Below are 22,793 nucleotides of genomic sequence, written 5' to 3' on the forward strand. Positions count from 1 at the left end.
GGCAGGGAGAGGGGCTGCGCTCGATCGGCGCGCCAGCGTGAGGGGCCGCCCTGCCGGAAAGGGCCCTGCGCCGCTGCCTGACGGCCAATCAGACCCGCGCACGTTCATTGCGCTTCCATTCGGAAATCCCCGCGAGACCCACTCCCACGAAGATACTCAGGGTGAGAGAGATCGCCAGCACCACCATCTTGTTCGGCGAACTGGGCAGGGTTGGAGCCACGGCATCGGCGACGATGCGCAGGTCGGAATGGCTCTGCGGGGCGTAGCGGGTGGTCTCAAGCTGGCTCAGGTATTCCTGATAGGCGCCGTCATAAAATATTTTGTCACGCCGCGCCGCCTGAAGCGCGGACCAGGTCTCGCTTGCGACATAGGCGTTCAGCTGACTGATCTGGTCGCGGACGCTTTCCTGTTCGGCGACCGTGGTTTCAAGCTCCACTTCGATTGCACTGGCGGCGAGGCGAACTTCTTGCCTGAGACTGGCTTCGAGTGTCTTGATGCTGTCGGTGATGGCAGACACGGATTGCGGCTGGGAGCCGGGCTGCTGCTGAATCCCGGCAAGCCGGTCCCGGGCTTGCGCGAGCTCGGTAAGCAGCTGTCGGCTGGCCGGGCTGTCAAGGGTGATGACCGATGTATCGCCCGTGCGTTCATAGGCTGCGATCAGCGACAGCTTGGTCTTCAGCGCTGCCGCCTTGGCCTCGAGCATCGAGAGTTGCTGGCGCAGGGCGAAGGTTTGCTGTTCGATCTGCTGTGGGTCGGCGGCCACCCTGCCGGTTCCGCGCAGGAGAGACCGGACATTGCTGTCGGCCTCGGCCGCCTTCTGCCGCGCGCGTGCCGCAAGGGTTTCCAGCTGGGCGATCCGTTGCATCTTTGCCTCTTCGTCGCGGGCCAGTGCCCCGGCCAGGTGGGCGCGCGCAAACGCATTGGCGATATCCGCCGAAAGCGCCGACGACACCGAGCTGTAACGCAGTTCGATGAGCCGCGTATTCCCCTTGCGAGAGACACTCAGACCCTTCCTGACCTTGCCGATTACCATCGGCATCGGATCAGCGGGTTCGTCAGGACTGGCGCGTCCGGCCCATTGCCTCAGCGTGTCGACCAGCGCCGCAAGGGTGCTGGCCTGAGGTGCGAATTCCGGCAGAGTAGCAAGATCGAGTTCGCGGATCACGGCAGCGGTGGTTTCGTCTGAGCGGATCAGTTCGGCGTTGGTGTCGAGGTCGATCGCCGTTCCCAATTCGGAGCGCAGATCGCCCCCGGTGACGGACCCGAGATAGAGCGAAACACGCGCTGCATACATCGGCGTGGAGAAGACGATAATCGCCAGCGCCAGAAAAATACCGGCAGCGAGGCAGATCAACAGTGTCTTCGCTTGCCGTCGAACCGCCGCCAGAAAGGATGCGATGGTCGGCGGAGTTGCCTGCCATTCGAATTCGAGAGGATCGTCTGGTAAGTCGGAGCCATCCATTGCTTCCCTGCCTTCAGTTTCTTGTTCTCCGTCCCCGCGCACCCTTCGCACCAGCCTGATGAAAGATTCGGCGGTGGGCGCCTCGTAGAGCCAGTAGTTGTCGAGCGGATCTTCGGTTTGTTGTGACCCTTTCATTGCGTTTCTATCCCCTGCTTTCCGGGCTCCACGGCCATGCCGGGGGGCAGGACGTGAAGTTCGACGATATCCCCTGGCATCAGGGCCATCGCAGGCTTGGTCTGAGCCCGGGCGAGCGTCACGCCGTTTCGGGTCACCGTGGCCGTTGGTTTGATCCCGTAAAGCTGCCGCAGCGGGTCTCCGGCACTTGCCGTCAGGGTCGCCAGGTTGGCCTGCCGCTGTTGGGCGCTGGCCACGGCTTCGCCTAGGTCCTTCCAGGCGGTGATGCGCGCATCGCTGTCGATGGCGCTGATTTCAGCTGAGAGCTTCGCCGCCTCGGCGCGGGCTTCTTCCAGGGTGACGTCGATCTGCAACGCCCGGCTCGCCGTGACCAGAGCGGCGCGGCGCACCTCGGAAACGCGCGACATCGGCGCCAGTCCCTTTTCCTGCAGCGCGCGGATGTCTTCGAGATCCTTCTCGTCCATCGCCGCGCCGTTGTCCTCGTTCTGCTTTTGCTCACTCAGGACGCCGATGCGCTTGCGAACCCTTTCGATTTCGTCCTGCAAGTGTTGTTTCTGCGTCTCGATGGCCACGCGGGTTTCTTCGAGGATAGACCGCTCGACGCTGACGATGCTGTTGATCGCGGGGATATGGGCCACAAAGATGCGTTGGTAATCCTGAGGCGTGTCGGTCCCGAGGAAGGTTTTCAGGCGCCATATCCGGGCGTATTCATTGGCCAGCGCGGTCACGGCGGCCGCAATTTCGTCGCTGGAGGCCAGTCGCTGGGTATCGCGTGGCGGTCCGCTGCTTGCCAGCGTCATCACGTGGTGCAGGGTCATGCCGCCGCGGAACGGGATTTCATGCGCGCCACCGGCATCTCCCGAGACATAGATCGGCCGGTAAGAAGCCACAGTAACAAGAACCTGATTGGTTTCGATGATCTGGGGCAACCCGCCACCAGGAGCGACTCGTCGGGTCAGGCTCATCTCGGCATAGGCATCGGCGGTCTTACGGCGGACGTCGTCAAGCGTTCCCCCGCCTACAGCGATCGGTCCCACCAGCGGGAACCAGGCCGCGCCACTCATTTCGATCGGCACGTCGACATTCAGTTCCGGCGCTCCCACGACAAGCAGGCGCAGCACGTCACCCGGGGCCAGCCGATAGTCATCGGCCGCGATCGGGAGTGCCGTCAGCAACAGCGCCATGAGGGAGAGGACAGCTGCAAGCCATGTTCGGGTCTGGGGCTGCGACCGTGTTTCGGCAGGGCGGTTTGGTGCGGTATTCATCACAGGACCTTCCAGATCACGCGGCGGACGGATCGAACAACTTCGTCAAGAGGCTGGTCGGCGTCGATTTCCGCCACCAGCGTTTCGTCGGGAAAACGAAGGGCGCGGACCACGTCGATCCGGCTTTCGATTTCCTCAGCGCTCATCTCAGGGCGACGGGACAATGCCACCTCGGGTGAGGCGATGAGCTTGATCACGACGTCAGGTGGGTAAAGCCGGGCGTCAGCATAGGCGCGGGCTTCCCACCGTGCCAGCGCCTGGGCGAGGCGGGAAGACGAGCTTGCAACGCGGCCAAGCAGGCAGCCATCGTTGAAGCCTTGGAACTGGTCTTGCGGGTAGCGATCGCAGATGACCACCAGGCCACGGTTCCGGGCGCGGATCATCCGCCGCAGCTTCGCGCGTTTCTCAAGGCTGAGGCTGAGCGCCCAGGGGATCAGCGCGACGGCCCTGAGACGCCCACGCAAACCGCTGCGGCGCTGGCTTGGCGTGCCGCTCACGGCGCGTCGGTCGACAAGGCGCCGGGCGATCTGCAGTGGCAGTCGCAGCAGCGAACCGGGACCGTCGCCGCTTCCGAAATAGATCGGAACCACGTCGAGTTTCTGTCCAAGCCAGGACATCGTGTCGGCGCGCATCGTCGACTTGCCCGCTCCGTCGGAGCCGAGAAAGGCGACAACGATACCGCCCCGTGGCGATGTGCGGCGCAGCGGGATCGCCCAGTGAAACCGCCTGCGGCTTAATCCGCCGAGAATCCAGAAGATCTCCCGCACCTTCATGAACAGCGCTGCCGAGATGGCGCCGTAGGTCCGATGCGGGCGCAGTGCGGCGCGCACCACCGTGGCAAAGGCCGCACGGTCGGAATGTCGGGCCCCGTCTGCAAGGATACGGCGCAGTGGCGCTTCGGTCTTCGGTCCTATCAGCCTGGCAGCGAGCGAGACAACCGCATCAGCTTCAGCGCGCTCGACCAGCCAGGCGAACTCGCGTTCGAAATCATCGTTCCCGCCTTTGACACGGAGCCATGCGGCAACGGTTGTTCTGATCCGGCGCTTGAGGGCGTCGCGGACGAGAAGCAGCAAAAGCTCCATTTCGGGGGCGGTGACATAGGCGCCGTGAGTGGGGTCAAACCTGCGCGTCGCGAGGGCCTGCGCTTCCCAAGGCAAGCGGTAGCCTTTGAGGTGCTTCTGACCAAGCGTGAGGCGGTGATGCAGGTGAAGGTGAACCAGCGTTCCGGTCTCGTCGTCAACGGCGAGATAATCCTCGACCGCCGGATAGGCGGTAAGCGCGGTCGCCTGGAACCGGCGGAAACCGCTTTCGGCCAGGATGCGCTGCAAATCGTCGCCGCGCCACGGTTCCACCAGAACGTCCAGATCCGTGAGGCCCCGCATCCCGGCACCGAGGTGTTCATTGCTTTTCCAGTGGCAGTACTGCAGGTCGGCAGCATGCAGGCGTTCAAGAAGATGCTGCACTACCGCGAGGCCGATTTCGGGTACCGGCGCGCCGTCCCAGGTCGCGCTTTGCAGCAGATTTTCACGATCATCCTTCATCACGATACCCGCCTTTGAAGCAGTGCGATGCCGCGCCGCATGCGCATGGGGCCGACATTGGCGAGGGCGAGCAGCAGGCGCTCTCGATCCGGCCCGAGAAAGAGCTGCGGGCGCATCCAGATCAGAAGCGGCACCAGCAGCGCGGCAACCAAGATAGTGCCCCCGACAACCGGAACCGATCCCGCGCCGGTCCCCCGCAGGCCGGTTGCGATGGTGAAGCTGCTCCCGCCGAGGATCAACGCGAGAAGCGCGCCAGGCAGATGCGCCTGGCCGAAGGTTCGCCAGTTCATGGCGGACAGGCGCAGGCTAAGCTGCGCCATCATCAGGAAATTGAGGGCGAGGGCGCATAGGACACCGATCGCTACGCCGATCAGCCCCCACTGCTGCCCGGACAGCGCACCGACAAAGACCGCCATGGCGAACACACCCTGGCGCCAGGCCCGGGCATATACGGCGCCGGTGGCGCGCACGATGGAGTCGCTGATCTTGGAACTGGTGCGGAACAGCATCCCGAGGGCAAGGAAGCGCAGCGGCACCGCCGCGCTCGCCCAGTTCGGCCCCAGCAGGATGTGCACGATTTCGGGGGCGAGGATGGCAATGACGACACCCGCAGGCAGCATCACCGTCGCACAGGCGAAAATACCGCCACGATAGGCTCGGGCCAGACGTTCGGGCTGGCTCTGGACGCTGGCCATGGTCGGGAACAGCACCCGGTCGAGAGCCTGCCCCACCAAGATCGCGGGCGCGGCCATAAGTTGATAGGCATGACCGTAGAGCCCAAGAGCCACCGGTCCAAGCCAGCGCCCGACGACCATGTTGTCGGCCTGGGACGCGAAGTAGTTGCAAAACTTGGCGATGGTGAAGCCCGTGCCGAAATAGAGAAGCTCACCGACGGCACGCGCTTCCAGCATGAGCCGGTTTTCATGCGGTTGGCCGAAAAGCAGTATCAGTGTCCGGGCGATATTCTGCGTCAGGTAGGCGCCGACCAGCGCATAGACACCGAAGTCCATCAGCGTGAGTACCGGTGCCACCACGATGAAGCCGAGCCCGAAAGCCCCCGCCTCGACCAGTGCGAGCCAGCGAAAGCGGAAGGTGCGAAGGGCTAGCGCCTCAGCCACCGTCGCGAGGCCGCGTAGTGGGAAACCGAGTGCCATGATCCGCACCACTCCCGCCAGTTCGGGCATCTGGAAGAAACTGGCGATCGCATCCGCCAGGAGATAGGCGACCAGCCCCACGACCAGCCCCATCGCTACCGACAGCGTGAACCCTGTGCGGATATGCCGGGGCTCAAGCGCGGGGCGCTGAACGATGGCTGGGCTGACCCCGAGTTCGGAAATGATCGCGCAGAAGCCGCCGACGACCATCGCCGCCGCGAAGAGGCCGAACTGTTCCGGCGCCAGCAGCCGCGCCAGGAAAATGATCGCGATCACCTGCAACAGAGCCCGCGCGCCGACCGCCAGCGAGGTCCAGCCAAAGCCGGAAATCGTCGTTTCGGTGAGTTTTCGCCCGCCCGTCATCGCGTCACGCTCCGAAAACACGGGGGATATTGGCTTTGGTGCCAGTTACCCGCTGGCCAGTCACCGGTTTCTCCGTCACCCGCTGGCCTGTCATGCAATGGCCCAATCGCTGTGCAGGTTGATTTCAAACAGGCGCCCGTCCGGTTCCTGGTCGTAGCCGTAATCGACGGCATAAAGCGACATCTTGTCCCCGTCATTCGGGTCGCTGCTCGGCGCGAGTTCGAGCCCCTTCAGCTTTGGCTTGCCGCCAGTGATCGGGCTTCTGTAATCATTCAGCAGGTCGGTCGAGGCGAGAATGTTGCACTCGCGATCAACTTCAAAGATGGTGCCGCGCGTGCTGCCGCTTGAGATATAAAAGACATCCTGCGCGGCATCGTAGGCCAGCCCCTCGGTATCTTCGATTTCGCTGGGCAGAACGGTCCGTTCGATCAAGTCGCCGGTTGCGGACAGTTCGACAAGTTCCCGGTTCGCCCCGTTGAGCAAAAAGATATGGCCCGTCGCAGGATCGATCACCGGATCTTCGGCGTCTTGGATGTCGAGCGCGCCCACGTCGATTTGACCGAGCAGGACCGTCGGGTCGTTTGGATCGGTGATAAAGATTTTGTTGGCGTCGTCGTCGGTGATGTAAAGAAGGCTGTTGAACGGATTATAGGCCACTCCCGTCGGCTCATCGGTGTAGCTGATCAGGGAGAAGGCATCGACATATGTCCCGTCCAGCCGCGTCGCGAATAGGTTCACGGAGCTGAAATACGGGCTTTCGTTATGCTCGGAATCCACGATGAACAGCAGGTCGAGCTCGGGCACATAGGCAATGCCGGAAGGATCACCTGATCCATAGCCCGAGGGGTCGCCTGGGAAATAGTCGGTCGTGTTATGGATTGCGACGACGGCGGGGGAAAGGGGCTGCACCACAGCGTCGTTGTCGATCACAGCAACCGAAACGCTGGACGTCCTGCCATCATAGGCAGTGTCGGGGCTTGAGGTAGTCAGGATCAGGGTGAAATTCTCTGTCCCTTCGGTAATCGTGTCGTCCATCGCGCTGAGCATGATCGTTTGCGGTGTCTGCCAGTTTTCGGAGGTGAAGGTCAGGGTTTGGGGCGTGAACCCGATATCGTCGGGACCCGAGGTCGAGACTGTGATCGTCACGTCCGCAGTTGGCGCAGTTTCCAGCGAAACCGACAGGCTGTCTCCTTCTCCGTCCTCGGTGACGATCGTCGATCCGTCGCTTTCGGTGACCGTGATGCCCGGCACCGGATCGGTCGGGATAGAGTAGGTCACCGACAGGATCGGGGCGGTGCCGCTCTCGGATGATCCGAAGCGCAAACCGTTGTCGCCGCCGACAGTCATCAGCCAGCCATTGTTGGCCAACCCATCAGACCACGCTTGCAGACTCTGCGTCACATCAATCAGCTCAGTCCCCTTATTGAGACGGCTGAGCACAACATCGGGGGAGGAAAATGCCTCCACGTCATCCGTCTGAATGCCGTTGCCGAAACCGTTCCAGGTTATGTCCGCCTGGCTGGTCCAATCCCCCGCCATGAGGTGGAACGCCACCGAATCCCTGGTGCCGTTGGACAGCACAAGCGTCAGGGTCGCCGAGGTGATCGTCGCGCCAAGTGGAATCTGCCCCGGCCCGTTTCCGAAGATCTCCGAGAACCGGATGAGCCCCTGCATCTCGCCGCCTGCCTTGTCGGCGCCATCGACATAGACAACGGGCTTGGTGTCATAGCTTCTGTCCGCGCGGCTTTCCCGGATGTAGGTGTCGATCGTCCCCAGATATCCCCCGACATTCTGCTGGAAGCTGGTTGTGACCTCTGCGGCATTCTCAGCCGCAGGAACATAAGCCGCGGCGGCTTGCTCGATCATCGTATAGGTTGGGGCAACGTCATCCTCATGCAATTGGACGCTCCGGTCGGTGCTGCCATTGCTGCCGAACAGCCAGCCGAAACTCTCAATGCCATAAGACCAGCTTTGCAGGCTCCGCATCACCTCAATGACACCGGTGCCGGAGAAAAGACCGCCGGAGGAGCGGTGCGCGCTGCTGTTATCCGTCAGACTGCAAACGCCGGTGGTGTCCCAGTTCCAGTTTGCCAGGCCGGTCCAAATAGAGGAAATTATCGGTCCGAACGGGATTTGGTCTTCACCGTCCCCGAATGCATTCGAGAAGTTGACGAAGCCCAGTGTTTCGCCCGGAGAATTGTGGAAACCGTCGACGTAGACATCGGGGGTGGAATCATAACGGTCATCCGACGCATTTTTCCAAATAAAGGCGTCTATCGGGTCATCAAAGTCATATAGATATTTCTGATTTGCAGTTGTCGACATTTTTTCACCTATTTAACAAGCAACATTTTCCCGAACCCAAAGGCAAAAGTAAAAGGCTATACAATTGCCATGTTTCCGAGAATCTGAGAAGGATTTTGCATCAGGGCGCTTTTCGAGAACCCGATGACTGGTTTTTTTTGGGTCAAAGGATGAGGAATTGTGCGTCGTGTTGCGCCGATTATTGTTATGCATGCAGCCCCCTTTCTTTCATGCGCCGACGTGGCACCCGTCGGGTCCCGTCTGCCAGGAGCTGCGTCACGATCTGGTGCGCTGTCTCGTCTGGCCTTGCGGTGCCGTCGACGGTGATGATCCGGGGCGCGATGCCGCGCGCGTGGCCGACTGCCGTTAGGGTGTTGAGAAGAGACCGGCGCAGGAATTCCGCTTTCTCCCACGTGCGTTCGGCGTCGGTGGCGTCTCGGACTTGCAGCCGCGAATGCTTGGAGTGCCGGGCCGCAAGGCGGTCGGCGCAAATCGTTGCTGGGGTTGCGACCGATACGTAGATGCGGCTGTCGGTGACCGCACTAGATAACCCGTCACCCATCAGCGCCTGGGTGTCGCCATTCAGGGCGCGCAGCTGGACCGACCAGAGCGCTTGCAGCAACCCCTGATCAAGGACGGCGCTGGTGCCGTGGCGGTCGAGGCGGGCATAGAACGCCATGATCGTGGCAACGGTGGAGACGGCGCGGAGCTTGTCTCGCAAATGCGGCTGCTGGATCGCCAGAGTTTGTCTTACTGCGTTGCGGCTGCCGCCGTCATGGCCAAGGTTGGATAGGATTAAACGCAGCTTCGCGGCCGCACGGGTTGTTTTGGCTGCTTCGTCCCTGAAAAAATCGGGGGCGAAGATCAGGTCAGGGTGTCTGCGTGCCAGTGCCGCGTGAACTTCGCGCGCAACAGTCGTCTTTCCCGACCCGGGCAGGCCGAAAAACTCGATCTTCAGCCCACGCATCAGCCCGTGTCCCGGCGCGGTGGCAATCCTTGATCGCTGCGAGTGAGGCAACTGGTTCATGCCGGGGCCTCCCTGAGCAGGCTGCGCGGCAGCAGCTCTTCGTAAATTTCAAGCGTCCGCCTCGCCATGAAATCGGCATCCCAACGGTCCAGCGGCGTGGCGCGGGCTTCGGCAGCCATCGCCGCCCGCCGCTCGGGAGACGAGACAAGCTGTCCGAGCCTTTCACGGAAACCATCCCAGTCTTCCTGGGGGACAATGAAACCGTTCACGCCATGGGAAATGATCTCTTCGATGCCGGGCAGATCGAACAGGACAACCGGCCGCCCCACTGTCAGGGTTTGCAGCACCGTTCGCGGCAATCCTTCGCGCTCGGCGGTGTGGATGCAGATATCGGCCATGGCGATGATCCGTTCGGGATCGGTGCGGTATCCAAGCAGCGTGACCTGGTTTTCAAGGTCGAGTTCCCTGATCGTGTCCTCAATCGCTGACCGAAGATGCCCATCCCCTGCAAAGACGAGGTGCAGCTCCGGTAACTGTTTGAGAAAAATTGCGATTTCCCGCAGGAGTTCGAGGTGCCGTTTGCGCGGTTCAAGCACGGCAAGCATGGCGATGACGACCGGGCGAGGGGCGTCTGAGCCGAGCCCGAGAAGATCGCGCCAGCCCTCTGGTGGCACGGCTTGCCGAAACCGCGACAGCTCGAATCCAGAGGGGACGACAAAGTGCTGTCGGCTTGCGCCGACTTTGTGGTCTTGGCAGGCGCGCCGCATCCCCTCGCTGACATGGATGAAGCCATCGGTCATCCGCGCCGTGGCCCGTTCGAGCCCGAGATAGACGGCCTTTTGGGCTGGTCCGACGCCGAGAAATGGCAGGATATGGACGCCATGCACGACAAGCGGAACACGGGCCGATGCTGCGGCGAACCGACCGATGATGCCGGCCTTGGACTGATGCGTATGCACCACGTCGGGCTGGATCTCCCTCAGCAGACGACGGATTTCGAGGAAAGCAGCCGGGTCCTGAACCGGGCTGAGGTTTCGTACCAGGTTGGGTACCGCTACAAGCTCTGCTCCCGGGGCAAGCGCCCGTGCGAATTCGGGCAGGACGTCACGGCCATGGATAAGGATCACCTCATGCCCGGCCGCGACATGGCGGGCGGCTGTCAGCAGCGTGTTCTCCTCGGATCCGGCGCGAAGAAGGCGGGTAAGGATATGGACGATCTTCATTCCACCGCCCCGCTCTTGTGTGTCTCAAGCGTTTTCAAGGTCAGGCCCCCGTCATCCGGAGAGCCGCCGGCAAGGTCATGAACAGGATCCTGAGATCCTCAAGAAGCGACAGGTTATTAGAATAGAGATGGTCGAGTTCGACCCGTTCTTCGTAGCTGATATCGTTCCGACCCGAAATCTGCCACAAGCCAGTCATGCCGGGACGTACGCTCATGTAGCTGTCGATGACATGCCGGTAGAGCGGCAGTTCATCCTTGGTCACCGGGCGTGGCCCGACGAGGCTCATATCCCCGCGAATGACGTTCCAGATCTGCGGCAGCTCGTCGAGGCTCGTCTTCCGCAATATCCGGCCCAGGCGCGTGATCCGCGGGTCTTTGCGCAGTTTGAAATCCCTGTTCCATTCGGCTGCTGCTGCCGGATCTTCGCGCAAAAGCTTCTTAAGGCGGGCCTCCGAGTCAGCGACCATTGTGCGAATTTTGAAGCATGGGAAGGCGCGGCCATTCTTGCCGACGCGGCGGTGTGAGTAGATCGGCTTGCTTCCATCGATGGCGACGAAGGCCGCCAGAATCAGGATGAGGGGCAGAGCTAGTGGCAGGAGCAGGAAAGCGCCGACGATGTCGAAGCACCTTTTGCCCCACAGCGCATAGAGATGGGTCGGCGTCGTTCGACCGAGTTTTCCGATAGGATTGGTGCCTACGGCGGGGGCATAACTCGTATTCGAATAGCTGAAATAGTTCTTGTCTTTGGGTACGCGAAACATAATACATCTCCCCTTGGCGAGGAATTGTACTTCCAACGCCAACTAAAAGCGTTCAACGCCAAATAAAGGCGTTCCCGCGATACGCGAAGTGTCGCATGCATTTTAGATTTGGAGTGATTGCAGTCGGATCCGAAGATTGATCCGTAATCTCTTATTGTACTTTTTAATTCACCGTAAACGCTCGGCAAAAGAAGGGCCGAGATAGTTTCTTCGATTTACGGGATTGCGCCTGTATTATTATTATACGGAAAGGCTCAAGCAAATTAGTGAGCCCCGCAATCCTCCGTAGAATTAGTCACAGTTTCTAAACGGTGACAGACTTCCCAGAATGAGTCAATCATTTAGTCATAAATTTGACACATATCTGACATATTCCTGTCGCAATCTATTTGAGTGGGATGTCCGGGTAAGGATATGTGGGTGCAAACCGAAGCATAGACGTGCGCAAGGAGTGTCAAGGGGGAGACATCGTGATCGATGCGTGTCGAGCGTCCCGCTGACAGCCACTGATTGAGCCGATTGGACGGGGTTCAGGATGCATTGAGTTGCAGAAGTATGTGACGGTTGCGGCCAGGGCGATTGGCGAGAAAAAGACATTCGGGCAACGGTCATAGTTATTTGTGACGCGCCGCCAGTCCTTCAGCCTTCCGAACATGATCTCTATGTGGTTGCGCTGTTTGTCGCGGTGCTTTTCGTATCTTGCTGTAGTCTGTTGTTGCTTCCTGCCTGGGGGGCAGGTGCGGATCCCGTTATCTTGCAACGCTTCTCTGAATCAATCGGCGTTGTGCCCGCGATCACCAAGACGCCAATCCAAATTTGATGAGCCCGGCACGCTGTCACGAACAGGTTCAGTGGGCGTCCTTTGCTGCCGCAAACTGCGTGCAGTTTCGTGTTCGTGTCGCCCTTGGTGCGTCTGATCAGGCGGCCACGCCTCTTGTTGTTTCGACGCCTAGATATCCGCTTTGAACCCATCTGAGGCTTATCCATGACATTGATCCAGAGGAACAGCCATATAGGCGACAATTTAGTCTGGCCGTGTGTGAGCGGCGGCAAGGAGCGGAAAGCGGTCAGTGCTCAGATGGGCAGGAAACGCATGGCGCCTTGTTTGCAGAAATTCCGTAAGGCGCAATGCCAATAGGATGATTCTCAGATCGAAGCTTCGACGTGCTGCCAGATCGTCGGCTACGTTTGATGATCACGTTTTGTTGATCGAATTGATCCGCTCACCGAGAGTGGCCGTAACCAAGGGTGCATAACCAAAGCGGACACGTTTTGCCGAAACTGCTTATCTCGTGGCACTATCACCGCAATGGCTACCGCCTCGACCCACGACGTATCCGAATAATGCTCGGAACCGGGGGAGGCGCGGCATTGCAGACTACGACTGTCACCAGCGCCGAGACCAAGACTTCAAAGGCGTCACAAGCGAGATCGAAGAGGTGCTCCCGCCGAAGTTAGCGATAACGAGTTCAAGGGCAGATAGGTGGCATGATGGCCTTCTGTCCGTCTGAGCAAACGGGAGAGAGACCATGACCACCATTGCAGGAATCGCATCAAGCGATACGAACTTCAGCATTCTTGTCTCAGTGATCGAGTTCATTGATGCTGAGAAAGGGACTGCCTATATCGACACCCTCAACAACGCGGCTGCAGACCTCACCGTGTTTGCGCCGACGAATGCGGCCTTTGGTCAACTGGCCACCGATCTTGGCTTCGCAGGGGATACGACCGACGCCGTCGCGGTGACTGAATTCCTTAGCACGCTGGGTGCGGACACGCTCGAAGCTGTGGTGACCTACCATGTTTCGGTTGGGGCACTGTCCTCCGGCGATATTGCTGCGGCCGGATCCGTGACGACGTTGCAGGGCGGCATTATCGATGCCTCTGAATTGCCGACGCTGGGCGACAACGAACCGGACCTGATTGATCCCTCGCTGATTGCGACGGACATCATGGCGGACAATGGCGTGGTGCATGTGATCGACAGGGTACTCTTGCCTATTGATTTGCCCGACAATGATGCCCCGACCGTTACCGGTCTCGTGCTCGAAACGAGTGGTGCGGAGGACTTTGACGGCAACGGTGCAGACTTCGACATCCTGCGCGATTCCGTGATTGCCGCCGATCTCGAAGGGGTTCTGGACGACGACACACAGGATTTCACAGTGTTCGCGCCGACTGACTCCGCGTTTGTCGGTCTGTCCCAGACTCTTGGGTATGAGGGAAGTGACGAAGCAGGCGCTTTTGGTTACTTGGTCGATGCCCTGCGCCTGCTGAACGAAGGCAATGACCCCATCGAGATGTTGTCCACCGTTCTGACCTACCACGTAGCGGGCCAGAGCCTGCAAGCCAGCCAGGTGATTGCCACTGGAGAGGTGGAGACGCTGCAAGGCGGGACACTTACGCTCGATGGCCTCAGTCTTGTCGATGCCGATCCGGACCTTTCGAACCCCAACCTGATCGCGACCGATCTTCAGGCTTCTAACGGTGTCGTTCACGTCCTGGACGGCGTTCTTCTGCCTGTCGACCTGTTGCCAACTGATGGGGCGAACGACGTTGACTTCGTGATTGCTGATGATGGACGCGATTTTTTGCGCACGGGGCGGGACAATGACCTGATCGATGCGAAGGGCGGCAAGGACGTCGTTTTTGCCGGGGCGGGTGACGATCTAGTGTTGGCGGGTGCGCAGCGCGATAAGGTTTTCGGTGGCAGAGGCAACGATACGTTGAAGGGCGAAGCTGGCAGCGACTTCATCAGGGGCGGCCGGGGGAATGACCTTATCGACGGAGGAAAGGGCAATGATTATCTCTTTGGCGGCAGGGGAGCGGACACCTTCGTCTTCGCAGAGAACGGCGGTCACGACCTGATTGTTGGTTTCCGCTCAGGCAAGGACAAGATCGACCTCAGCGCGTATGGCTTCGAAAGCTTCGATGAAATCGAAGGGGCCATCAGCGAGCGGGGTTTCCGTACCGAGATTGACCTCGATGACACGGAGATTACGCTCCTCGGCCTTCGCGGGCATTCGCTGGACGAAGGCGATTTTATACTCTGACAGGGCAAGACACCCATGGTCCCCGGCCGGATGCCTATCCGGGCGGGGGATGTAGCGGTTCTGGATGTCCGGGCTGTTCAGCGGCTTTGTTGATGGCATGGATGCCGCCTCACGGCGGCATCACAATGTGCCAAGGTGATATTGGCGAAAGACATCGCGGAAGGAGAGACCTTCCTGGGCCATGGTACAGAACAGCGCGACCGGTGCTGTCTGAAACCGCCACCTTGGAAGAGAAGCTTGCCCATCAAGCTGCTCCAGAGGTGGAATTCGACGAAATGTTCAAACCTTCCATGGATTTATTGGCAAGCCTTTGGAAAAAGGTTTTTGCGAACTCAAGAGAATGGCATTGCGAATGGCCTTTACAGACCCCATCAGTGTATCACGCGAAATCGGACTTCGAACTGCATAACCACCATGCCGTTCAAGAAGTTACGTTTTCTGTCTACCTCCGAAAGTCAAATGGTGCGGGCGGTGGGACTCGAACCCACACGGGCATACGCCCTTCAGATTTTAAGTCTGATATGTCTACCATTCCATCACGCCCGCATCCGGCGCCGAGTGTGAAGCGGGCTTTGGGGCCTGAACAGAGCGACCCCCAGACCAACCTCAAACAGCGCGTTTCAACACCATGTTTCGTATGCAGATTTTCACGCATGTACAAGCGTTTTTGGGACCGCATTGCGCACGGAAGTGCGCCGGAACGCGGCATCGATCTGTTTTTATGCGCGCATTCCCGGCACCGCACTGGCTGCGCCCGGTGCAGTGGCCGAAGGTCTCATCGTCAGTGTGGACGGGGCGCCCTATAACAGGGCAGACTACGCTGGGAGTGGCTGTAAAACGCTGCCCGGATAAACCTGCCACAAAGAGCCAGATCGGTTGAGATGACCCAATCCGCAGCCACGTCCGATGAACTTGCCAGCGCGATCCGGTCCATCGGAACGCCGGATTTCCTGCCCGCGTTGTTGGATTTCATGCGCACAGCAACGCCGTTTCGCGGGGCCTTTGTCAGTCGGCTCAGCCCCAGCAGGCTGCCCGAGCATATTTATGACAATGTGCGGCAGGAGCGGCGCTCGATCGTGGTGGACCGCTGGCTGGACCGGGCCTGGCTGCTGGATCCCTTTGTGGTGAGTTATATCAGCGGCAAGTTTGATCCGGTCATGGTGCTGGATCAGGTGGCGCCGGATCGGTTTTCCCAGACCGATTATTTCAGCATCTATTACCGGTCCGTGCGGCTGAAGGACGAGATGGCGGTGTTTGTCACCCTGCCGGAGAGCACCCTGTTCCTCTCCCTCGGGCGGCTGACGGGGGAGATGCGGTTTTCCAAGCGGGATCTGGCACGGCTGCGCAATATACATCCGGTGATCTCCGCCTTGTGCGAGCAGCATTTTCACCGGCGTCCGCAGAGCAGCGGCGAGGCGGCGGGCGGCAGCGTCAGCCTTGAGAGCATGATCGAGCAGGTCTGCGAAGGATTGACCTGCCGCGAAATTGAGATCGTACAGCATCTGCTGCGCGGGCATTCCAGCCAGTCGATTGCGTTGCTGCTGGATCTGTCACCCGCAACGGTGAAGGTGCACCGCAAGAACATCTACCGAAAATTGGGGATTTCCTCGCAATCGGCGTTGTTTTCGATCTTTCTGCAATCGGTGACCTGATGTGTTCCTACCCCTTTGGGGGTAGGGCCGACACCCCCTCCTAGAGGTATTTCCCCATTGCATTTGGGGCTTTAGTCTGACCGGACAGACTGCCAACAGGAACGTGCCGGAACAGATTATGATCAACGTGAGAGAAGTGACGAAACGGTTCGGCATCGGCGCCTCTGCTGTAACGGCGCTTGAAACCGTGTCGCTGGATGTGCCGGAGGGCAGCTTTTTCACCCTGCTGGGGCCATCGGGCTGCGGCAAGACCACGCTGCTGCGGCTGATTGCCGGGTTTGAACTGCCCAGCGAAGGCGCGATTGCACTGGATGGGCAGGAGATCGGCCATCTGCCGCCGCACAAGCGTCCGGTGAACACCGTGTTCCAGAATTACGCCTTGTTTCCGCATATGACCGTGGCTCGCAATATCGGGTTCGGGTTGGAAATGCTGAACCGCCCGAAGGCGGAAATCGCTGCCACCATCGATGACATGCTGAATCTGGTGCAAATGGATGAATTCGCCGCGCGCCGGGTGGACCAGCTGTCTGGCGGGCAGCAGCAGCGGGTGGCGCTGGCGCGCGCGCTCGCGCCGCGTCCCAAGGTGCTGTTGCTGGATGAACCGCTGTCGGCGCTGGATCTGAAACTGCGCAAGGGCATGCAAAGCGAGCTGAAACGCCTGCAAAGCGAAACCGGCATCACCTTTGTCTTTGTCACCCATGATCAGGGCGAAGCGCTGGCGATGTCCGATCAGATCGCGGTCATGTCCGCAGGACGCGTGCAGCAGGTGGGCACCCCACAGCAGATCTACACCGCGCCGCAAAGCCGGTTCGTGGCGGATTTCATTGGGGATACCAATATCGTGGCGGCGAACCTCCTTGGTTATGACGGTGCGCAGGCGCGGATCAGTTTTTTCGGCGGGGAGCCTGTGCTTGCCAATGCGGCCAGCGACGGCTTGCCTCCTGGGGTAGTGTATGTGGCGCTGCGCCCCGAAACCCTTACCGTTTGCGCGGCGTCCGATGCGGCGGCTGTGCTGCGTGGAACCGTGCTCAACAGCAGTTATTTCGGAGCCGGTTCGCAAATGCTGGTGCGGCTGCAGAACGGCACCGAGATTCAGGTGCAGGTGGCAGAGCCCAGCCCGGCGGGCAGCGAGATCGGGCTGATCCCGGAAACCTCCATGCTGCATGTGCTGGCAGACTGATGGGGCAGGGGATGCAACAAACTTCGCCCACGGCGCAGAATTTGCAGCAGGCCGTTGCGGCTCGTAGCCGGACAGTCCGGCGGGTCCGGTGGTTCCTGCTCTTGCCGACGCTCGTGATCATCGGTGTGTTTGGTCTGGCGCCCCTGTCGATCGCGCTGGTCTATTCCTTGCTGGAGCCGGGAACCTATGGCGGCGTCGAATGGGTGTTCTCGACCGATGCCTATGCGCAGTTCCTGTTCGAGCGGGACATTTTTGATGACACGCTGAGTTTCAACAGCGCCTATTTGCAGATCTTTGGCCGCTCTTTCGGGCTGGCGCTATGCGCGATGATCGGCACTTTGATCCTCGGCTTTCCGGTGGCCTATTTCATCGCCGCACGCCCACCTGAACAGCGCAATCTCTGGCTTTTTGCCATTACCCTGCCGTTCTGGACCAACCTGCTGATCCGCACCTATTCCATGCTGCTGATCGTACGCGACGAAGGGTTCTTGAACCTTGCACTGATGCAACTGGGGCTGATCAGCGCGCCCATCGAGATGCTTTATACCGATGGGGCGGTCTTGGCTGGGCTGGTCTATAGCTATCTGCCATTCATGATCCTGCCGATCTATGCCTCGCTGGAAAAGTTCGACTTTTCCCTGCTGGAGGCGGGGCACGATCTTTATGCCTCTCGTGTTCAGGTGTTCCGCCATATCGTCATTCCGATCAGCCGCCCGGGCATCGTGGCCGGATGCGCGCTGGTGCTGATCCCCGCGCTGGGTGCCTATATCACGCCCGAGCTGTTGGGCGGTGGTAAGAAGCTGATGATCGGCAACCTGATTGCCATGCAGTTCGGATCCGGGCGCAACTGGCCCTTCGGCTCGGCGGCGGCGCTGATCCTGATGTCGGTAGTGCTGATCGCGCTTCTGGTATCGCTCCGGGCAGGCGCCGATAAGGAGAAGGCCCATGGATGATCTGCCCCGCAAGAGGCTTGGCATGCTGTGGCGCAACAGCGAGACGCGTGAGTTGCGGCGTCAGCCCCTGTTCACGGCGCTTTCATGGCTGGTTCTACTGCTGCTTTATGCGCCGATCACCGTGCTGATCCTGTTCTCTTTCAACGACAACCGCTCGGTCGTCGTCTGGACCGAGGCGAGCCTCAAGTGGTACGCCAAGGCGTTGGAGAATGACGACATCCGCAACGCGGCCTGGATTTCGATCCGGGTAGCTCTGACTGCCACAGTCATCTCTACCGGCATCGCGACAATGGCGGCGTTGGCGACAACGCGGGGCGGGAATTATCGCGGGCGCGCGGCAGCGATTGCCCTGATCAATCAGCCGCTGATGATCCCGGAAATCGTCACCGCCATTGCCACCCTGTCGTTCTTTTCGATCCTGCGACAGTTGACAGGGATCACCGGGCTGGGCTGGCTCATCCTGGCGCATACGGTGTTCTGTATTCCCTTTGCCTTTATCCCGGTGCGCGCTCGCCTTGCCGATATGTCGGAAACGTTCGAGACCGCCGCCGCCGATCTTTATGCAACGCCCTGGCAGACCTTCCGCCATGTCACCCTGCCGCTGCTGATGCCGGGCATTCTGGCGGGCGCAATGCTGGCCTTCGTGGTCTCGCTGGATGACGTGATCATTACCCTGCTGATCGCCGGTCCCGGGGAAACCACCCTGCCGATCTACATCCTGGGCCAGATCCGGCGCGGCGTGACGCCCGAAGTCAATGCGGTCTCCACCATTCTGATCCTGCTGACCGTGGCCATGGTCGCGCTGACCTTCGCCCTGCAACGCAAACGAAAATAACCAGAAGCCCGCACCAGACGGGACCCACCAACCAACAAGAGGAAGATCCATGAAACTGACGATCCTTAAGGCGGGGCTCACCTCCGTCATCGCCCTCAGTGCGGCTGCAGCTAACGCCGAAGGCACGCTGAACATCTACAACTGGGGCAATTACACCAACCCCGAGATGATCGAGAAATTCGAAAAGCAGTATGACATTGAGGTCACGCTGGATGGCTATGACAGTAATGAGACCATGCTGGCCAAGGTCAAGGAAGGCGGCAGCGGGTACGACATCGTGGTCCCGGGCGACTATATGGTCGCCATCATGGTGGGCGAGGGGCTGCTGGCCGAAATCAACGCGTCCGAGATGGAGAACTTCAAGAACCTCGATCCCAACTGGGTCGATGTCTACTGGGATCCGGGCCGCAAATACTCGGTGCCCTATCAGTGGGGCACAACCAGCTTTACCGTCGACAGCGCGGTTTACGGCGGCGACATCGACACGCTTGAGATCGTGTTCAACCCGCCCGAAGAGCTGAAGGGCCGCATCAACATGCTCAATGACATGAACGATGTGATCAATGCCGGGCTGCGCTATCTCGATTATCCGCGATGCAACTCCGACCCCGCCCAGATGAAAGAGCTGCTGGCACTGCTGCTCAAGGCCAAGGAAGACTGGCGCACCATGGATTACGCGGTGATCGAGAAGCTGACCTCGAAGGATGTCGACCTGTCGCAAAGCTGGAATGGCGCCGCGATGCGCGCCCGCGCTGACCGCCCGACGCTGAAATACGCCTATCCTAAGGAAGGCTTCACCGGCTGGATGGATAACGTCGCGGTGCTGGCGGATGCCCCCAACATGGAGAACGCCAAGCTGTTCGTGAATTTCATGATGGAGCCTGAAAACGCGGCGATGACCTCCAACTTTGCCCGCTATGCCAACGGCGTCATCGGGTCCGAAGAGTTCATGGACGCCGAAATGCTGGAGGCGCCCGAGATCGTGATGCCTGAGGGCGCCCCGGTGCCGGACTTCGTCAAACCCTGCGATCAGGATGTTGTGGCGATGTACAACAAGGTCTGGACCCGCCTGAAGCAGTAACTCAGCCAAACAGAAGGGTGGTGGCCCATGGGGCCATCACCGGAATTTTTGACCGCAGTCCAGGCGCTGGGCTGCCATGCGGGAGCGTGCCCAATGCACCGGACAGCAGACAGTCTGAAGCCGAAAACGGCGCGGGAAATCGGCATCATGCAGGGATTTCCGCCGCCGCCGGAAAAACGGCCGACGCTGGACAACTGGGATCTGGCCCCCTTCAATCGCTGGTCCTTCCAGAACATGCGGCGCCTGTTTCCCACGGCGGATGTGCGCAGCGGTCCCGCTGCGGCTGCGCCGCTGCCAGTTGCGCTGCAGGATATGTCAGAGGTCTGTTTTGCCACCGGCGCAGGCACCCGCCAGTCGGTCGGCGATTGGCTGTGGCAAAGCTACACCGACGGGTTTTTGGTGCTGCACGGTGGCGCCATCGTCACCGAGTTCTACGCCAATGATTTTCACGCCGAGGCCGCGCATCTGGGGCAGTCGGTCTCCAAATCCGTGATCGGCATCCTCGCCGGGATTTTACACGGCGAGGGGCTGCTGGATCTGGCTGCCCCGCTGGAGGAGATCGTGCCGGAACTGGCGGGCACCGGCTATGCGGGTTGCACGGTGGATCAAGCGCTGGACATGCTGTCCGGTGCGCGGTTCTCTGAGGATTATGGGCTGCCGGGCAGCGACATGACCCGGGTCGATATCGCCTCGGGTTGGCGCCCGGTGCGGGACGGGGAGATCAAGCCGACCATACGCGACGTGATCCTCTCCCTACCGCAGGAGCGGGCGCATGGGCTCGGCTTCTCCTATCGGTCGATTGAAACCGATGTCATTGCCTGGGCGCTGGAGCGGGTAAGCGGTACGGATCTGTCTGCACTGCTGTCCGACCGGATCTGGCGTAGGCTTGGCTGTGAACAGGATGGGTTCTTTACCGTCGATGATGCGGGCACGGCGCTGGCCGATGGGGGGTTCAATGCGAGTCTGCGGGACTATGCCCGGTTCGGACATATGGTGCTGAATGGCGGCCGGGTTGGCGATGACCAGATCGTGCCCGAGGCCTGGATCGATGGTATCTGCACCGGCGCGGATCCATCGAAATTCGGCGCGCCCTATGACGTGCTGTCACCGCAAGGCGCCTATCGGCGGTTCTGGTGGGTGCACGATCCCCGGCGCGGCGTGTTCATGGCCCGGGGTGTGTTCGGTCAGCTGATCTTTATCGATCGCAGCGCCGATGTTGTGATCGTAAAGCTGTCGAGCTGGCCCGACTATCTGATCCCGGCCTTTGGTCTGGATGCCGTGCAGGCCTGCGAGGCCCTCGTCAGCGCGCTGGACTAGGGCGGGGGTTACCTTCGCGCGGGGCGGCGCAGGATGTAGATATCCATGATCCAGCCATGCTCCGCGCGCGCCTTCGCACGGACCTTGATGATCTCATCTGCGGCTTCGCGCAGCGCGCCGGATAGGGAGATTTCATTCTCCATCCCGGCATAAGCCGCCCACCAGATCTGAACACCTTCGGGGTCGATGGACTGAAAACTGCAGTCGCCGTCCAGCATGATGACCAGCGTGTCGGCACTCTCCGGCCAGCCCGCCTCGCGCAGTTGGCGGCCGGTGGTGATGGTGACGGGATCACCGATTTCGTTGAGGGGGATGGCATGGCTCGCCGTCAGCGCCTGGATTGAGGTGATGCCGGGAATGACGTGCAGGGAAACCTCGGTCCGGGCCTGAAGCCGCGCGGCGATGCGCATGGTGCTGTCGTAAAGGGATGGATCGCCCCAGACCAGAAAGCCGACCTTGCCGCCCCGGGGCAGGTGCTGATCGATGGTCTCTTGCCAGATCTCGGCAATGGCATCGTGCCAGTCGTCCACTCGCTGTCGGTAGCTTGGTGTCGCGGGATCGCGCTGCGGCAGGTCGAAATCGACGATCGCAGGCCCTGGCGATTTGATCACCCGTTTGCAGATGTCCCGGCGCAGACCGGCCAGATCGTCCTTACCGGCACCCTTGTTGGGGATGAGGATTAGATCCAGCCCGTTCAGGGCTTCGACCGCCTGCAGGGTCAGATGCTGGGGATTGCCGGTGCCAATGCCAACAAGGGTGAGATCAATCATGTCTGGCGCCTTTGGAAAAGAAACACGGCCCCGAAACGGGACCGCGCTATGTGACACTTCAGATGTCAGCGAAAGGCTTACGCAGCCGCATAAAGGCGGGGCGTGACCAGACCGCTGCGCTCAAGTCCGCGCAGGCTTTTGGCGGCGGCCAGAACGGCCAGATCGGCCAGCGGTTCGATCAGGATGACGGTCATGTAAGCTGCACCAAAGGTAAAGACCGAGGCCATGGTTTCGGCGCCGATGCCCTGACCGTAGAAGGCCCAGAAAGCGACCCAGCCGACAACGCCTGCCTGATAGGCGGTCGACAGCGCCAGCGCCTGAGAATACTTCAGATCAACATAGGCAGTGTTCGGAGCGATGATCCGCTTGGCCAGTTCCTTCATCGCGAACAGCGGGACCAGCAGCGTGGTCAGGTTGATGAAATACTGCGGCAGATCGATCGGGGCAAAGAACACGCCCTGGATCAGAAGTCCCATCGCCAGACCGAAGGCAGCAGGTGCAGCGCCCAGCAGCAGGAACAGGGTCGAGCCGAGGATGAAGTGAACCTCGGAAACGCCCACAGGGAAATGCGGCAGCACTTCGAAGAAGGTGAAGACGCCGACAGTCGCAATGGCCGAACGCGCCGCAAAGGATGCGATGCCGGAGGCGGCCAGATCTTCCATCGTCTTTTTCGCAGCAAAGCCCATGGCGCCAGCGGCGGTGGCATAGGACAGGGCGATTTTGACGCCGTTTACGATTCCGGGTTCGATATGCATGTTCTGTCTCCTTGCCGCCTCAC

At 60.4% G+C, this 22,793-nt stretch carries 17 protein-coding genes, 1 tRNA gene and 1 pseudogene; 7 read left to right on the forward strand and 12 right to left on the reverse strand.

Going from position 1 to position 22,793, the window contains the following annotated elements; all coding sequences use genetic code 11:
- Positions 1-88: 88 nt before the first annotated feature.
- From SM764_RS03565 to SM764_RS03605, 9 genes and pseudogenes are all read right to left on the reverse strand, one after another.
- On the reverse strand, positions 89-1,597 hold the full coding sequence (locus tag SM764_RS03565) for a GumC family protein (RefSeq protein WP_369001019.1): 1,509 nt from the start codon (positions 1,595-1,597) through the stop codon (positions 89-91).
- Positions 1,594-2,862, reverse strand: a complete 1,269-nt coding sequence (locus tag SM764_RS03570) for a polysaccharide biosynthesis/export family protein (protein WP_369001020.1) — start codon at positions 2,860-2,862, stop codon at positions 1,594-1,596. The genes SM764_RS03565 and SM764_RS03570 overlap by 4 nt, the downstream gene beginning before the upstream one ends.
- Positions 2,862-4,403: a nucleoside/nucleotide kinase family protein gene (locus SM764_RS03575; RefSeq protein ID WP_369001021.1), complete on the reverse strand. Its 1,542-nt coding sequence runs from the start codon at positions 4,401-4,403 to the stop codon at positions 2,862-2,864. The genes SM764_RS03570 and SM764_RS03575 overlap by 1 nt, the downstream gene beginning before the upstream one ends.
- Complete coding sequence (locus SM764_RS03580; RefSeq protein WP_369001022.1) at positions 4,403-5,920, reverse strand: lipopolysaccharide biosynthesis protein; 1,518 nt, start codon at positions 5,918-5,920, stop codon at positions 4,403-4,405. The genes SM764_RS03575 and SM764_RS03580 overlap by 1 nt, the downstream gene beginning before the upstream one ends.
- Before the next feature lie 90 nt (positions 5,921-6,010).
- Positions 6,011-8,245: a DNRLRE domain-containing protein gene (locus tag SM764_RS03585; protein WP_369001023.1), complete on the reverse strand. Its 2,235-nt coding sequence runs from the start codon at positions 8,243-8,245 to the stop codon at positions 6,011-6,013.
- A 184-nt stretch (positions 8,246-8,429) separates the two neighbouring features.
- Positions 8,430-9,251, reverse strand: a complete 822-nt coding sequence (locus SM764_RS03590; protein ID WP_369001024.1) for an AAA family ATPase — start codon at positions 9,249-9,251, stop codon at positions 8,430-8,432.
- Positions 9,248-10,414 carry a glycosyltransferase gene (locus SM764_RS03595; RefSeq protein WP_368948020.1) on the reverse strand — a complete coding sequence of 389 codons (1,167 nt, stop codon included), beginning with the start codon at positions 10,412-10,414 and terminating at the stop codon, positions 9,248-9,250. The genes SM764_RS03590 and SM764_RS03595 overlap by 4 nt, the downstream gene beginning before the upstream one ends.
- 40 nt (positions 10,415-10,454) lie before the next feature.
- Positions 10,455-11,174: a sugar transferase gene (locus tag SM764_RS03600; protein ID WP_368948021.1), complete on the reverse strand. Its 720-nt coding sequence runs from the start codon at positions 11,172-11,174 to the stop codon at positions 10,455-10,457.
- Between the two features lie 550 nt (positions 11,175-11,724).
- A pseudogene (locus SM764_RS03605) lies at positions 11,725-12,104 on the reverse strand (transposase); the annotation flags it as partial.
- A 599-nt stretch (positions 12,105-12,703) separates the two neighbouring features.
- Between SM764_RS03605 and SM764_RS03610 the strand changes: the two are divergent.
- A complete protein-coding gene (locus tag SM764_RS03610; RefSeq protein WP_369001025.1) occupies positions 12,704-14,227 on the forward strand; it encodes a fasciclin domain-containing protein in 1,524 nt (507 codons plus the stop codon).
- Between the two features lie 460 nt (positions 14,228-14,687).
- Here the strand turns inward: SM764_RS03610 and SM764_RS03615 are convergent.
- Positions 14,688-14,773 (reverse strand) — tRNA-Leu (locus SM764_RS03615).
- A 335-nt stretch (positions 14,774-15,108) separates the two neighbouring features.
- On the opposite strand from SM764_RS03615, the gene SM764_RS03620 reads away from it, so the two are divergent.
- The 6 genes from SM764_RS03620 to SM764_RS03645 all read left to right on the forward strand — a co-directional run bounded on the left by SM764_RS03620 (position 15,109) and on the right by SM764_RS03645 (position 21,245).
- A complete protein-coding gene (locus SM764_RS03620) occupies positions 15,109-15,879 on the forward strand; it encodes a helix-turn-helix transcriptional regulator (RefSeq protein ID WP_065271161.1) in 771 nt (256 codons plus the stop codon).
- A gap of 118 nt (positions 15,880-15,997) precedes the next feature.
- Positions 15,998-17,059, forward strand: a complete 1,062-nt coding sequence (locus tag SM764_RS03625) for an ABC transporter ATP-binding protein (RefSeq protein WP_369001026.1) — start codon at positions 15,998-16,000, stop codon at positions 17,057-17,059.
- A gap of 11 nt (positions 17,060-17,070) precedes the next feature.
- Positions 17,071-18,012: an ABC transporter permease gene (locus SM764_RS03630; RefSeq protein ID WP_369001027.1), complete on the forward strand. Its 942-nt coding sequence runs from the start codon at positions 17,071-17,073 to the stop codon at positions 18,010-18,012.
- 22 nt (positions 18,013-18,034) lie between these two features.
- Positions 18,035-18,847: an ABC transporter permease gene (locus tag SM764_RS03635; RefSeq protein WP_369001140.1), complete on the forward strand. Its 813-nt coding sequence runs from the start codon at positions 18,035-18,037 to the stop codon at positions 18,845-18,847.
- Between the two features lie 49 nt (positions 18,848-18,896).
- Positions 18,897-19,928: an extracellular solute-binding protein gene (locus SM764_RS03640; protein ID WP_274829587.1), complete on the forward strand. Its 1,032-nt coding sequence runs from the start codon at positions 18,897-18,899 to the stop codon at positions 19,926-19,928.
- A 93-nt stretch (positions 19,929-20,021) separates the two neighbouring features.
- Positions 20,022-21,245 (forward strand): serine hydrolase domain-containing protein, encoded by a 1,224-nt coding sequence (locus SM764_RS03645; RefSeq protein ID WP_369001028.1) that lies wholly within the window; start codon positions 20,022-20,024, stop codon positions 21,243-21,245.
- Positions 21,246-21,253: 8 nt separating this feature from the next.
- Here SM764_RS03645 and cobF read toward each other — a convergent pair whose 3' ends face one another.
- Together cobF and SM764_RS03655 are read right to left on the reverse strand one after the other, a co-directional pair.
- Positions 21,254-22,015: a precorrin-6A synthase (deacetylating) gene (cobF, locus tag SM764_RS03650; protein WP_369001029.1), complete on the reverse strand. Its 762-nt coding sequence runs from the start codon at positions 22,013-22,015 to the stop codon at positions 21,254-21,256.
- A gap of 77 nt (positions 22,016-22,092) precedes the next feature.
- Entirely contained in the window at positions 22,093-22,770 is a 678-nt protein-coding gene (locus SM764_RS03655; protein WP_065271157.1) for an energy-coupling factor ABC transporter permease, read from the reverse strand.
- Positions 22,771-22,793 lie beyond the last annotated feature (23 nt).

The organism is Pseudophaeobacter sp. 1A16562 (assembly GCF_041008785.1).
In the GTDB taxonomy this organism is placed as follows: domain Bacteria; phylum Pseudomonadota; class Alphaproteobacteria; order Rhodobacterales; family Rhodobacteraceae; genus Phycobacter; species Phycobacter gallaeciensis_A.